We start from the raw sequence: 12,847 nt of genomic DNA, 5'->3' as shown, positions 1-12,847 counted from the left end.
GTCAGCGCCCCGGGATTTTGTCACGAGGCGGAGCGGGCTCCCAGTTCTCGATGATATCGACCGCCTCTTGCGCGGTGTCGACAAAACGGAAGAGGTCCAGGTCCTGATCGGAAATCGTGCCTGCGTCCGCCAGTGCCTCCCAGTTGATCACCCGCTCCCAGAATTCACGGCCAAACAGCAGGAAAGGCACGCGCTCCATCCGGCCCGTCTGGATCAAAGTCAGCGATTCAAACAGTTCGTCCATCGTACCGAACCCACCGGGAAAGATGGTAATCGCCCGTGCGCGCATCAGGAAATGCATCTTGCGTACCGCAAAATAGTGAAAGTTGAAGCTGAGTTCAGGCGTGACGTAGTGGTTGGGCGCCTGCTCATGCGGCAACACGATATTCAGGCCGATAGAACATCCGCCCGCATCCTGCGCGCCGCGGTTTCCCGCCTCCATAACGCCCGGCCCGCCGCCAGTGACGATCACGTTCTCGCGGCAACCGGTTTCGTTAGATTTCTCAGTCATCAGCCGGGCAAACTCCCGCGCCTCTTCGTAATATTGCGACAGACCGGCCAGCGTGTCGGTGCGCGCGGTGTGTTTCTGCGATGGCTCGGGAATGCGTGCGCCGCCGAACATCACGATAGTCGACGTGATCTCACGCTCGCTCATGATCATTTCGGGTTTCAGCAACTCCAACTGCAGGCGCACTGGGCGCAGCTCATCCCGGCACAGGAAGTCGTCATCCGCAAAAGCAAGGCGATAGGTCGGGGACCGCGTCTGCGGCGTGTCCGGAACTTCGCTCGCGGTCGAGCGGTCGGTTTGCGCATCGCGGAAAGGGCTGAGGCGGTCTTCTCTCATTGCGGGGGTTCCCTGCTTGCGTGTTTCCCAAACAGCTATAGGGTTCGCGGGCAGAGTGCCAGTCACGGAAAGACAAGAATGAATTGGAACACAGAGATTTCAGAGGCCGCCAAACGCATTGACGGTTACGCGCAGGTGACCCCGGTGATGGAAAGCCGCGTGCTGGGGCTGGACTATCCGGTAGAGATGAAGCTGGAGCACATGCAGCATACCGGCAGCTTCAAGGCGCGCGGGGCGTTCAATACCTTGTTGAGTTCGAATGTGCCCGAGGCGGGCGTCGTGGCCGCGTCTGGCGGCAATCACGGCGCTGCCGCTGCATTTGCGGCGCGATCGCTTGGGTATCCGGCCAAGATCTTTGTGCCGGAACTTGCCGGACCATCCAAGATCGCCCTGATCGAACAGATAGGTGCCGATCTGAGCGTGGTGCCCGGGGAATACGCGAATGCCCTGACACTGGCCCGCGCCCACGAAGAGCAATCCGGTGCCATGCAAATCCATGCCTATGACGCGGCTGCAACTGTCGCAGGCCAAGGTACATGTTTTGCAGAATGGGACACGCAAGGTCTGCAGGCTGACACGGTCCTCATAGCCGTCGGCGGCGGCGGATTGATCGCCGGGGCGCTGGCCTGGTTTCAGGGCGCGCGCAAAGTTGTGGCCGTTGAGCCCGAAACCTCTTGCGCGCTGAACGCCGCCCTCAAGGTGGGGTCGCCGGTCGACGTGTCAGTGTCCGGGATTGCCGCCAACGCCTTGGGAGCTCGGCGGATCGGGTCGATTTGCTTCGATCTTGCGCGCGGCATCGACTCGGTTCTCGTTCCAGACAGTGCGATTTCCGAGGCGCAGAAAACGCTCTGGCAAGCACATCGCATTTTGGTGGAACCTGCCGGGGCAACCGCTCTGGCGGCCTTGACGAGCGGTGCATACACCCCCGAACCGAATGAGCGCGTTGCGGTTCTGATCTGTGGCGGCAATATCGCGCCGGCCCCGCTGGCATCCTGACAAAGCGCCAATCAGCCGCAATCGGGTGTATCAGCGTCGCATTGCGCCATGGGCCTGTCTTGCGTATAGGCCAGACCAACGTGAACAGAGTCTTGTGGGAGCCACCCAATGTCCAACGCGCAACTGGAAACCGCTATCGAAGCCGCATGGGAAGCGCGTGATACGATCACGCCCACCACATCGGGAGAACAGCGTGAGGCGATCGAAGATACTCTGAACGCGCTCGACAGCGGATCGCTGCGCGTGGCGGAAAAACGCGGCGACGGCAGCTGGCATGTGAACCAGTGGGCCAAGAAGGCGGTTCTGCTGGGCTTCCGCATCAAGGATATGGAAATCCAGTCGGGCGGGCCGCAGGATGGCGGCTGGTGGGACAAGGTGGACAGCAAGTTTGCCGGTTGGGGCGAGAACCAGTGGCGCGCTGCGGGCTTTCGCGCTGTGCCGAACTGTGTTGTTCGCAAGTCGGCCTATATTGCGCCGGGCGTGGTACTCATGCCGTCTTTCGTGAACCTGGGCGCCTATGTGGACGAAGGCACCATGGTCGACACCTGGGCCACCGTTGGGTCCTGCGCGCAGATTGGTAAGAATGTGCACCTCTCGGGCGGCGTCGGGATCGGCGGTGTGCTGGAGCCGATGCAGGCGGGCCCGACGATCATCGAGGATAACTGCTTTATCGGCGCGCGTTCGGAAGTCGTCGAGGGGTGCATCATCCGCGAAGGCTCGGTTCTGGGCATGGGCGTATACATCGGACAGTCGACCAAGATCGTTGATCGCGAAACCGGCGAGGTCACCTATGGTGAGGTTCCGCCTTATTCGGTCGTTGTTTCCGGGTCCATGCCTTCCAAAAACGATATCAGCCTGTATTGTGCGGTTATCGTGAAGCGAGTGGACGAAAAAACCCGATCCAAAACCGGAATCAACGAGTTGTTGCGGGACTGATTGGACGGTTTTCAAACAGGCTGCGGATGACCGCTGCGGCGTGTTTGCCCTTCCCTTATGGCATGCTTTCTAAGCAACCAGATCAATTGCCTGATTGATTTGCGCCCCCCGATTCACAGCGCAATAGGTTGGGTGCGGCACCCGTTCCGAGGTGATAATATCGCGGCGCAGCCACCTCTGCGCCTCTAACTGATGCAGTGACTTGGACAGGGCACGGTCCGTTATTGTGACCAATCCCGACTTGATGCCCGAAAAACGTTTCGGTGCATGTGTCAGAGCCAGAATTGGAACTGTCCAGCTGCGTCTGAGCAGGGAAAACTCGGTTTCGTCCGGGACCGCATTGACGATGCGGCCAGCGATCTCTGCGGCCTTCTTTCCATTTTTGGTGAGTCTGAACTCCGGTCGCAATGGGTGGCCGTGGCCCGGGTTTCGTTCCAGCAGCCCAAGCTGGACGAGATGCTCAAGGCTTGCAGAAAAAGATGTACGGCTGGCGTTGGTTGCTGACAAAAGGGATGCTTGCCGACCGGGCACGCCGTTGTGGAGCGATGCCAAGATGCTCAGAGACCATGAGCGGGACGTGAGCTTGACAAGAGTCCTTATGTCCATAAAGTATAGTTACTTTAATTTTTGTCAAAAGGAAAGATAAATGCCGCTCGTTTCTTTGGATAATACCATCACGTTGGCCATTTCCGTCCGCGACCGACACGCCAGCGCCGAATGGTATCACGACAAACTCGGATTTGAGTTGATTCACCATATTGATGAAGCTGGCTGGAGCGAAATGCAGACAAAAACCCAAGGGGTCACTCTGGGACTAGGCGAGCAGGCCGAACCTGCGCCGGGGAACACAGTGCCTGTGTTTGGCGTCAGCGATATCGGGTCCGCTCGCGCGGCATTAGAAGCCGCCGGTGTGGCGTTCGACGGCGAAACAGAAACCATCGAAGGGATGGTGAGCACCGCAACATTCTACGATCCGGACAAAAACGCTCTCATGCTAGCGCAGGACCTGACCGTGACCGGATAATCCTTCGTGGACACAGCTGTTTCAGAATGTGCGCACGTCCCGTGCAAATCTTGACCAATGGTATCCCCGTCGCTAAGGCCCTGCCATGGAAAAGAAAAAGAAACCGTCTCGGCAACAGGTCTATACGCTTCTGGTCCAGATTGGCCGCAAAGACGGCGATGGCCTGCCTGAAGGCGCAACCGGCGCTGCCCTTATGTGCTTTGCCAGCGGCGTTGACGAAGCAGAAGCGGTCCGTGAAACGGTGGCTATTCTGAAGCAGGCCGATACGGCCCCCTTGGATGTGACCGGCTACGGCACTCTGGCCGAGCGCGAGGCACAAGGACATGACATTGAGCCCGACGAACGCGCCCTGATGCAGCGGGCCCTGGACGAAAATGCGGTCATCGTTGCGCAGATGACGCCGTTTTACGGCGAGGACACGGCGGAGGATTAGTTCCGGGACCCAAACCACTTTCGATAGATTTCGTCATAGGTTCCGTCTTCGCGCAGGGCCAAAAGGGCTTGATTGACCTCTTCCACCAGTGGCGACCCAGTGGGAAAAACGATGCCATAGTTTTCACGCAGGAATATCCCGCCGGTCATGGTGGCGATCCTGCGACCTTCATGTGCCGCGAAATACGACAAGATTGGCGCGTCAAAGACTACGGCGTCCAATTCCTTGGCCTTGAAGGCATCCAACACTTCCGCAAGACCTGGATAAGCGGCGAATTCAATGTCTCTGCGGTCTAGAAAGCTGGCTGCGGTTGATCCGGAAATCGTGCCGACACTCTTGCCATACAGATCGTTGACCGAGTTCACGTTGCCTGTAATCGCATCCACCGTCATGACCGAGGTGATCCGGGCGGTGAATACCGACACGATGAACAGGGACGACACCACCAGTATGACACCCAACAGATGTCCAAACGGTGTGCGCGGCATCCGCTCTTCGAAGCCGCCATTGACCACGAGGTTCAACGCCCACCAGAACGATGGGAACCAGGCCTCGTCCAGCTTGCGGTCAAAGTAAGGCTGGGCCCGACGTTCGAACCCCCACATCAGCATGCCGCCCCCCAGAAGGATCGCAAAGGCAAGTCCGATTGCGATGAACAACTCGCGCGATAGCAACGCCTGCAGCAACGAAGGCCGTCGCGCGGCGTCGGACGGCACCATGATTTGCAGACCGGCCTCAAAAATCGGCTGGCTGAAATCCATTAAGGTCTCACGCGACGCCGTGATCGAGATATTGGCGATCGCGAGATCCGCGCGGCCGTCCTGAACCGAGCTTAGCATTTGGCCGAACGCATCGACCCGGTTGACTGTGTAATCCCAGTTCAGCGACTCGGCCAAGGCCTCGAGCAGATCCATGGAAAACCCGACCTGTGCCCCGTCTTCGACATAGGAAAACGGAGGGCGGGTCACGGTGGTGACCGATAAGGACTGCGCCTGGCTTTGCTGTGCAAGAACCGTGAAAGTCAGGCAGATCAGTGCGAAGAGTGAGCGCTTCATAGTCGGTAACCTGTTTCGCCGCCCTGTAACGCAATTTTCACGGGCGCGGCAAGATGGTCGCGGGGTCAAGCCCCACGTTTTCTTCGCGTCTCAAACCGATATTCGGCGTTGTTGGCAAACAGTTTTTTGCACGATGGGGTTGGAAATCCGGCCAATTCGTTGAATCTGTGCACGAACCCCAAGAGGTACCTGTTTGAAAGGCACTCTATGACTGACCCAGTCCAGTTGACCGCGGACCTTATCCGTTGCCCATCCGTCACACCTGAGGAAGGTGGAGCCCTTGTTCTTTTGGAGGCCTTTCTGACGCGAGCGGGTTTTGAGTGCACCAGGGTCGACCGGGGAGGCATAAGCAATCTGTTTGCTCGCTGGGGTTCAAAAGGTCATGCAAAAAGCTTTGGTTTCAACGGCCACATCGATGTGGTCCCGATTGGGAACGAAGGCGCATGGACCAAACCGCCTTTTGGGGCCGATATCGAAAATGGCGTCATGTATGGACGCGGCACAACCGACATGAAGTCTGGCGTTGCCGCCTTTGCTGCCGCTGCCTCAGATTTCGTGCGTGAAACGCCGCCTGATGGAGCCGTCATTCTGGCTATCACCGGAGATGAGGAAGGGGATGCCGTGGACGGCACAACGGCCTTGCTGGACTTCATGGACCGGACCGGTGAACACATGTCGGTTTGCCTAGTCGGAGAGCCGACCTGCCCAAATAAAATGGGGGAGATGATCAAGATTGGCCGGCGCGGTTCGATGACAGCCTGGTTTACGGTCACGGGTGTGCAGGGCCATGCGGCCTATCCGCATCGTGCCAAGAATCCGCTGCCGGCAATGGTGCGGCTGATGGATCGACTGGCCAGCCATGAACTGGATCAGGGGACAGAGCACTTTGATGCGTCGACTCTGGCCGTCGTTGCAGTCGACACCGGGAACACTGCGACAAATGTCATCCCGGCAGAATGCAGCGGCACGGTGAACATCCGTTTCAACGATCTGCATTCCGGTGAAAGCTTGAGCGAGTGGCTCGCATCCGAGGTGGATCAGGTCGCGCAGGACTTTGAAGTCGCGGTCGAAACCCAAATCAAGATTTCGGGTGAGAGCTTTCTGACGCCGCCAGGACAGTTGTCCGATCTGGTCGCAAATGCCGTCAAAGCCGAGACAGGCATCGTTCCAGAACTATCGACAACGGGGGGAACATCTGACGCGCGTTTCGTCAAGAACCATTGCCCAGTGGTCGAATTTGGTTTGGTTGGTCGAACGATGCATCAGGTGGATGAATGCGTTGAGATTGACCAGATTCATCAGCTGAAGGCGATTTATACGCGCATATTGGCGGACTACTTTGCCTGACCGATGCAACGCACATTGATTATCATGGTCAAGGAACCGCGCCCGGGCCGGGTCAAAACCCGGCTGGGTAAGGACATCGGCATGGTCGACGCAGCGTGGTGGTTTCGGCATCAGACCCGATCTTTGATCCGGAGGTTGCGGGACCCAAGGTGGCGGATCACGCTTGCCGTGTCGCCGGATCGTGAGGGGCTTTGCAGTCGTGCATGGCCTGCTGATCTGCACCGCGTGCGGCAAGGGCGCGGCAATCTGGGTGACCGTATGGGTCGGTTGCTGCGGTCAGCGCCAATGGGGCCGGTTTGTTTGATCGGTGCGGATATCCCTGGTATCACACGCCGACACATCGCGCAGTCGTTTCATGCGCTGGGCCGGGATCAGATGGTGTTCGGGCCTGCGCCGGATGGAGGATACTGGTTGGTGGGGGCGCAGCGGTTCAAGGCGCTGCCAGCCGGTTTGTTCCGCGACGTGCGCTGGTCGACAGAACATGCCCTGTCGGACACGCTGGCAACCGTTCCGCAGCATCGTTTGGCTTTTTTGGAACAGTTGAGCGATGTCGATACGCTTGACGACTTGCAACGCTGAGGCAGTGCGCTCTTTTTGGCCATGACGCAGTCGCATGGTCGTGCTAGGCGAAAGATATGACTCGCATTCCCTCCAAGCAGGAGGTCCTCGACTGGATCTCGGCAAACCCCACCCTGACCTCGAAACGCGATATCGCCAAGGCCTTCGGGATCAAAGGCGCAGATCGGATCGATTTGAAGCGTATCCTTCGGGAACTTGAGGCTGACGGTCATCTGGAAAAACGCAAACGCAGTTATCGTGACCCAGATCGCTTGCCGCCGGTGAGCGTGTTGCAAGTCAAGGCGCCCAATTCGGACGGGGATCTGTTCGCGCGCCCGCTGGAGTGGCATGGCGAAGGCGTCGAACCCATTGTTCTGATTGTGTCACGTGCAAGCGACCCTGCACTGGGCGAAGGTGACAGGATTCTGTCACGGCTGACGGTTGTGCATGAGGAAGACCACAACTACGAAGCGCGGCTGATCCGTCGTATCGGAACGAACCCGCGCCGCATCGTCGGGATTTTCCGCAAGGGTGCGGAAGGCGGCCGCATCGTGCCTATCGACAAGGCGGGTCAGACCGAATGGCTGGTTCAGGACGGTGCAGTTCTGGGGGCCAAGGATGGCGAACTGGTCGAAGCAGAGCAAGCCGGACCCAAAAACCGCATGGGCCTGCCCCGCGCGCGCATCGTCGAACGGCTGGGCGATCCGTCGGCCCCCAAGGCGGTCTCGCTGATTGCCATTCATCAGCATGGGATACCTGATGATTTTCCCGATAAGGTGATCGAAGAGGCCGACAAAGCCAAACCGGTTGGCCTGAAGGGGCGCGAGGATCTGCGGGACATGCCCTTGCTGACTATCGACCCGTCGGACGCACGCGACCACGACGATGCTTGTTACGCACATGAAGATGACGACCCCAAGAACAAGAATGGTCATGTGATCTGGGTCGCTATTGCCGACGTCGCAGCCTATGTGCGGCCCGGAACCGCCTTGGATCGCGAGGCGCGCAAACGGGGCAATTCCAGCTATTTCCCGGACCGGGTGGTGCCGATGCTGCCGGATCGCCTGTCGGGCGATCTATGTTCCCTGCACGAAGGCGTTCCGCGGGCCTGTATCGCTGTGCGGATGCAGATCGATGCGGACGGTAACAAACTTGGCCATCGTTTCGTACGGGGCCTGATGCGCTCAGCCGCGTCACTGAACTACACCGAAGTGCAGGAGGCAATCGACGGCAACCCGAACGACCGAACGGGGCCATTGTTAGAGCCGGTGTTGAAGCCACTGTATGCTGCCTATGCTGCATTGAAAAAAGCGCGCGCGCTGCGCCAACCCCTGGAACTGGACCTGCCCGAGCGCAAAATTGTCCTCAGCGATACGGGCGAAGTAAAAAGCGTTGCCTTCCGTGATCGATTGGATGTGCATAAGCTGATCGAAGAATTCATGATCCTGGCCAATGTGGCATCAGCAGAAACACTGATCGCAAAACGGCGACCTCTGTTGTTTCGTGTGCACGAAGAACCCGCGCCCGAAAAACTTGAAAGCCTGCGGGAAACCGCTCAGGCGGCGGGCCTCAACCTGGCCAAGGGTCAGGTGCTGCAGACACGACATCTGAATGCGCTGCTGAACGCCGCCGCCGGAACCGAGGATGCCGAGTTGATCAACCTCAGCACGCTGCGGTCTATGGCGCAGGCCTATTACAACCCCGACAATTTCGGCCACTTTGGGCTGGCGCTGCGAAACTATGCCCATTTCACGTCGCCGATCCGACGTTATTCAGACCTGATCGTTCACCGCGCACTGATCTCGGCACACGATTGGGGGAAAGACGGTCTGACCGAAGAGGAAATAGACCGGCTTGAGGAAACCGCCACGCATATTTCAGATACCGAACGGCGTTCGATGATGGCGGAACGTGACACGACGGATCGGTACCTGGCCGCCTATCTGAGTGAACGGGTCGGCAATGAATTCACCGGACGGATCAGCGGGATCGCCCGGTTTGGGGCCTTTGTGAAGATGGACGAAACCGGGGCGGATGGGTTGGTACCCGTGCGGTCGCTGGGGCGAGAGTTCTTTCATTTCGACCGCGAGGCGGGCACGCTGATGGGGTCGGACACGGGTTTGATCATTGCCATTGGTCAGCGTGTAACCGTGCGCCTAACCGAGGCGACGCCTGTCACCGGCGGGCTGGAACTGGAACTGTTGTCGATAGATGATCAGGCCCTGCCACGCGGACGCGGGCCTGCAGGTCGCCCCACACGGCGCAAGGCCGTCAGCACCAAGCGCAAGAAGGACAAGATCAAACGCAAGATCGAGCGCAAGCGCCGTCAGAGGTGATAGGTCAGGGCCCGGGCGATGATCCAGCCGTGGCGGGTTTTATCAATCTGGTCCGGGGCATCAAATAGGATGGCGCGATTGCCTTCGATCCGATCCTCGCCCGGAAAGGTGGATGTGAAATCCCCCATCAGGCGACTTTGGCAATGTACGAACAAGGCAAACCGGGCGGATTTGTGCCCTCCCAGCCGGATCGTAGATCCTTTGGGGGCAAGATATGCCGGCTGACCCCACCGCAAGGCCTCTTCCAAGGGATGCGCCATGGGCAACGTCTCAGCCGTTTCCAGGATCAGATCGCGCAGCGCCAGAACGCCCGAGCGGGTGTCTGCTGGAAAAGCCTCAAAGGCTGCCGCAACGGCTGGGTCTTCAAACGGTTTCATGTTAGGGGAACGGCCTCTTGCATTCGATCCAGATAACTGCTGAGCAGGTTATCCTGTTTGATGCGTCGGGTCAGCGGTGTATCGGCCGGGGTGGCGCGCATCGCGGCCAGCATCGGCCCAACGCTCATATCCGCTGAGGTTGGTCGCTCTCCCAGCAGAAAGGGGGATTGCCACAGATAGGCGGAGATTGCCTCTAGATCGCGCTCGATCCGTTCAAGACGGTCCGCCTGCGAGAACCGGCCAATACCCTGCATGTTGAGCCCTTTCAGGACAGCTTTCCGGATCGAATTTGAAATCGGCTTTCGGATCAAGACCGGTATTCCGGCGAAGTATGTGTCGCGCAGGATCGGCCAGACGTCATCATTGCCCCAACGATCAAGAACGATATGAAAATAAAGGTGTTCTTCAACCATCCGGATCAAGGCGCGGGATTGCGCCTTTTGCACATCCGTCAGACCCTGATCAAAGTTGGCGCCTTGGCGCTCCAGCCACTCTCGGATTTGGTCACTGTCCGGCACCAGCCGTTCGGGCGTGCGCAAGACCGGTAGCTTCTGGTGTGGCATCTTACGTGGATCCAGCAAGTCAGAGCGCTGCCACGCGTAACCGGACTGCTGAAGCATGCACGCGGTCTTTACACAGAACGGACTGGCGCTGAACTGGCCGAAGGCAGAGGGGTAGGTAATCAGGGTCAGCATCATTTGCTCCATCGCAAGAGGGGTGCGTGATTGCTACGCTGACCTAATGACACTTTCTGTCATTAGAGATAGAGTAGTTTGCACTATGTCCCGTACCGCCCGACTGTTCCAACTGATGCAAGCCCTGCGCTCTGGCCCGTCGCCCAAGACATCGGTGCAACTAGCGCAGGATCTGGGTGTGTCTGCCCGTACGGTCCATCGCGATATCGATGCCCTGCGCGGCCTTGGGGCGGTGATTGATGGCGAGGCGGGGTTTGGATTTACGCTGATCGAAGACGCCACACTGCCGCCTTTGGGTTTCACTGATGATGAGCTTGAGGCCCTGGTTCTCGGCCTGCGCGAAGTTCAGGTGATCGGCGATCCGGCGTTGGCGGATGCGGCCAGCGCAGCCTTGCGAAAATTGCAGGGTCGGTTGCCGCAGCGCCAGTCACATCGGCTGAGCCATGCGGTGCTTGCGGCTACGCGGTTTAACCGACCGGCCACCCCTACCATTGAGGTTGCTGACTTGCGGCAAGCCACGTGGGACGAGCGCACGGTTGAATTCTCGTACACGGATGCAAAAGGGGATGCCACGCGTAGACGGGTGAACCCGCTGAGCATCGTTTACATGGATCGCTCGAATGTGCTGCTGAGCTGGTGCCACCTGAGACAGGATTATCGCGTGTTCCGTCTGGACCGGATGCAAGATATGTCTGTGACAGATCAAAGCTTTCGGCCAAACCGGGTGCCGATGCTGCGCGATGCCTTGGCCCGCATCCGGGCGGAACGCGAGGCGCAAGAGTACGGGACCGCGCGTTGAGTGCTTTGTGAAACTCTGATTTTGCGCTATCCTCTGGTTGAGCAGTAATCAGGAAAAAATCGGAATGCGTATATGCGTAGGCGGCGTTATGACCGTCGCATTGTGGGCATCCATCGGACAGGCGGATACTACAGGCAACTCCTTGAGGTCGGATAGCCGGCCACTTGACAACACACTCCAGCTGGCGTCAGCGGATGTGACCGTTTCGGTGCGTCCGGTGCCGCGCCCCTCGGCAGAAGTGCTGCGGGTGTCGGCGGCTGGAAACGCGCGGTTTCAGGTCTGGCTTGGGGCGTTTCAAAGGCGGGCCCTTGAACACGGCATCTCGCAATCAACGCTGGCAAAGGCCCTGACCGGCGTAACCTATGACAAGAAAGTCATAAATCGAGACCGCAATCAGGCCGAATTCTCGAAACCGATCTGGGAATACTTGGATTCGGCGGTCTCAGACACACGTTTGTCCAATGGTCGTGCGGTGCTGAATCAGAACCTGCGGGTGTTGGATCAGATCGAGGCCGAGTACGGTGTCGAGAAAGAGGTCGTCACCGCCATCTGGGGGCTTGAAACCTCATTTGGCTCGTACCGGGGCAGCAATCAAACCATCCGCTCGCTGGCGACGTTAGCTTTTGACGCGCGTAGAGCACAGTTTTTTGAAACCCAGTTGATCGCGGCCTTGCAGATCATTCAGGCCGGGGATGTCAGTGCCGGCAACATGATCGGCAGCTGGGCTGGTGCGATGGGGCATACGCAGTTCATGCCAACCTCCTATCTGGAACACGCAGTGGATTTTGACGGTGACGGGCGGCGCGACATCTGGTCAGAAGACCCAACAGATGCGCTGGCGTCTGCGGCGGCGTATCTGAAGCGGCACGGTTGGATCAAAGGACAGCCCTGGGGGGTAGAGGTGCGCCTGCCGCAGGGTTTTGACTACGCGACTGCCAAGCGGACCTTTACATTGATGCCCTCGGAATGGGCGCAGCGCGGTGTGCTGGCCAAGGATGGCAATCCGGTTCCGGATCATGAGCAGGCGGCAATTCTGCTGCCAGCGGGCGGGCAGGGCGTGGCTTTGATGATCTTTGACAACTTTGGGGTCATCGAAAAGTACAACGGCGCGGATGCCTATGTGATTGGCATCGGTCATTTGTCTGACAGGCTTGCGGGTCGGAGCCCGTTCAAGTCTGACTGGCCACGTGGAGACCGGGTTCTGAGTTTCACGGAACGCAAAGAGTTGCAAACGCGCCTTACCCAGGCCGGATTTGATACGCAGAGCATAGATGGCCGTATTGGCCCGAACACAACCAACGCCGTGCGCGCATATCAGCTGGCAGAAGGCCTGCTGCCCGACGGATATGCGAGTTTGAGACTACTTGAACGCATGCGCTGAGCTGCTCCGCGATGTTTGCGCATGACATCTGCCAGCCGTGACATACAAAGTCGCCTTGGACTCCTT

14 protein-coding genes are annotated in these 12,847 nt (G+C 58.7%); 9 read left to right on the top strand and 5 right to left on the bottom strand.

Features of this window, described 5'->3' with window-relative positions; translation table 11 throughout:
* Position 1 precedes the first annotated feature (1 nt).
* Entirely contained in the window at positions 2-844 is an 843-nt protein-coding gene (locus ACR3ES_RS00695) for an LOG family protein (protein ID WP_480424613.1), read from the bottom strand.
* A gap of 78 nt (positions 845-922) precedes the next feature.
* On the opposite strand from ACR3ES_RS00695, the gene ACR3ES_RS00690 reads away from it, so the two are divergent.
* A complete protein-coding gene (locus ACR3ES_RS00690) occupies positions 923-1,840 on the top strand; it encodes a threonine/serine dehydratase (RefSeq protein ID WP_170430907.1) in 918 nt (305 codons plus the stop codon).
* Between the two features lie 108 nt (positions 1,841-1,948).
* Entirely contained in the window at positions 1,949-2,776 is an 828-nt protein-coding gene (gene dapD, locus ACR3ES_RS00685; RefSeq protein ID WP_170430909.1) for a 2,3,4,5-tetrahydropyridine-2,6-dicarboxylate N-succinyltransferase, read from the top strand.
* Positions 2,777-2,845: 69 nt separating this feature from the next.
* On the opposite strand, the gene ACR3ES_RS00680 is transcribed toward dapD, so the two are convergent.
* Positions 2,846-3,382, bottom strand: a complete 537-nt coding sequence (locus ACR3ES_RS00680; protein ID WP_170430911.1) for a winged helix-turn-helix transcriptional regulator — start codon at positions 3,380-3,382, stop codon at positions 2,846-2,848.
* A gap of 40 nt (positions 3,383-3,422) precedes the next feature.
* On the opposite strand from ACR3ES_RS00680, the gene ACR3ES_RS00675 reads away from it, so the two are divergent.
* Positions 3,423-3,800 carry a VOC family protein gene (locus ACR3ES_RS00675; RefSeq protein WP_170430913.1) on the top strand — a complete coding sequence of 126 codons (378 nt, stop codon included), beginning with the start codon at positions 3,423-3,425 and terminating at the stop codon, positions 3,798-3,800.
* 85 nt (positions 3,801-3,885) lie between these two features.
* Positions 3,886-4,233 carry a hypothetical protein gene (locus ACR3ES_RS00670; RefSeq protein WP_170430916.1) on the top strand — a complete coding sequence of 116 codons (348 nt, stop codon included), beginning with the start codon at positions 3,886-3,888 and terminating at the stop codon, positions 4,231-4,233.
* On the opposite strand, the gene ACR3ES_RS00665 is transcribed toward ACR3ES_RS00670, so the two are convergent.
* The gene (locus tag ACR3ES_RS00665; protein ID WP_480424610.1) at positions 4,230-5,288 is read right to left on the bottom strand and encodes a transporter substrate-binding domain-containing protein; all 1,059 of its coding nucleotides are present in this window, start codon (positions 5,286-5,288) and stop codon (positions 4,230-4,232) included. The genes ACR3ES_RS00670 and ACR3ES_RS00665 overlap by 4 nt on opposite strands.
* 207 nt (positions 5,289-5,495) lie before the next feature.
* Here ACR3ES_RS00665 and dapE point away from each other — a divergent pair, with 207 nt between their 5' ends.
* Genes dapE through rnr form a run of 3 tightly spaced genes read left to right on the top strand, consistent with a single transcriptional unit; the run spans position 5,496 to position 9,529 of the window.
* Positions 5,496-6,635 carry a succinyl-diaminopimelate desuccinylase gene (gene dapE / locus ACR3ES_RS00660; RefSeq protein WP_170430920.1) on the top strand — a complete coding sequence of 380 codons (1,140 nt, stop codon included), beginning with the start codon at positions 5,496-5,498 and terminating at the stop codon, positions 6,633-6,635.
* Between the two features lie 3 nt (positions 6,636-6,638).
* Positions 6,639-7,214 carry a TIGR04282 family arsenosugar biosynthesis glycosyltransferase gene (locus ACR3ES_RS00655; protein WP_170430922.1) on the top strand — a complete coding sequence of 192 codons (576 nt, stop codon included), beginning with the start codon at positions 6,639-6,641 and terminating at the stop codon, positions 7,212-7,214.
* Between the two features lie 56 nt (positions 7,215-7,270).
* The gene (rnr, locus tag ACR3ES_RS00650; RefSeq protein WP_170430924.1) at positions 7,271-9,529 is read left to right on the top strand and encodes a ribonuclease R; all 2,259 of its coding nucleotides are present in this window, start codon (positions 7,271-7,273) and stop codon (positions 9,527-9,529) included.
* Here rnr and ACR3ES_RS00645 read toward each other — a convergent pair.
* Both ACR3ES_RS00645 and ACR3ES_RS00640 read right to left on the bottom strand, forming a co-directional pair.
* Positions 9,520-9,906: a DUF1801 domain-containing protein gene (locus ACR3ES_RS00645; RefSeq protein ID WP_170430926.1), complete on the bottom strand. Its 387-nt coding sequence runs from the start codon at positions 9,904-9,906 to the stop codon at positions 9,520-9,522. The two genes, rnr and ACR3ES_RS00645, sit on opposite strands and share 10 nt — an antisense overlap.
* Positions 9,903-10,601, bottom strand: coding sequence for a glutathione S-transferase family protein (locus tag ACR3ES_RS00640; RefSeq protein ID WP_170430928.1), 699 nt, complete (start codon positions 10,599-10,601; stop codon positions 9,903-9,905). Before ACR3ES_RS00640 ends, ACR3ES_RS00645 begins: the two co-directional genes overlap by 4 nt.
* Positions 10,602-10,686: 85 nt before the next feature.
* Here ACR3ES_RS00640 and ACR3ES_RS00635 point away from each other — a divergent pair, with 85 nt between their 5' ends.
* Entirely contained in the window at positions 10,687-11,400 is a 714-nt protein-coding gene (locus tag ACR3ES_RS00635) for a helix-turn-helix transcriptional regulator (RefSeq protein WP_170430930.1), read from the top strand.
* 88 nt (positions 11,401-11,488) lie between these two features.
* Entirely contained in the window at positions 11,489-12,781 is a 1,293-nt protein-coding gene (locus ACR3ES_RS00630) for a lytic murein transglycosylase (protein ID WP_480424607.1), read from the top strand.
* Positions 12,782-12,847: the final 66 nt, after the last annotated feature.

The organism is Ruegeria sp. B1 (assembly GCF_056535885.1).
The sequence above is the reverse complement of the archived record's forward strand: the minus strand, read 5'-3'. Positions and strand labels throughout refer to the sequence as shown.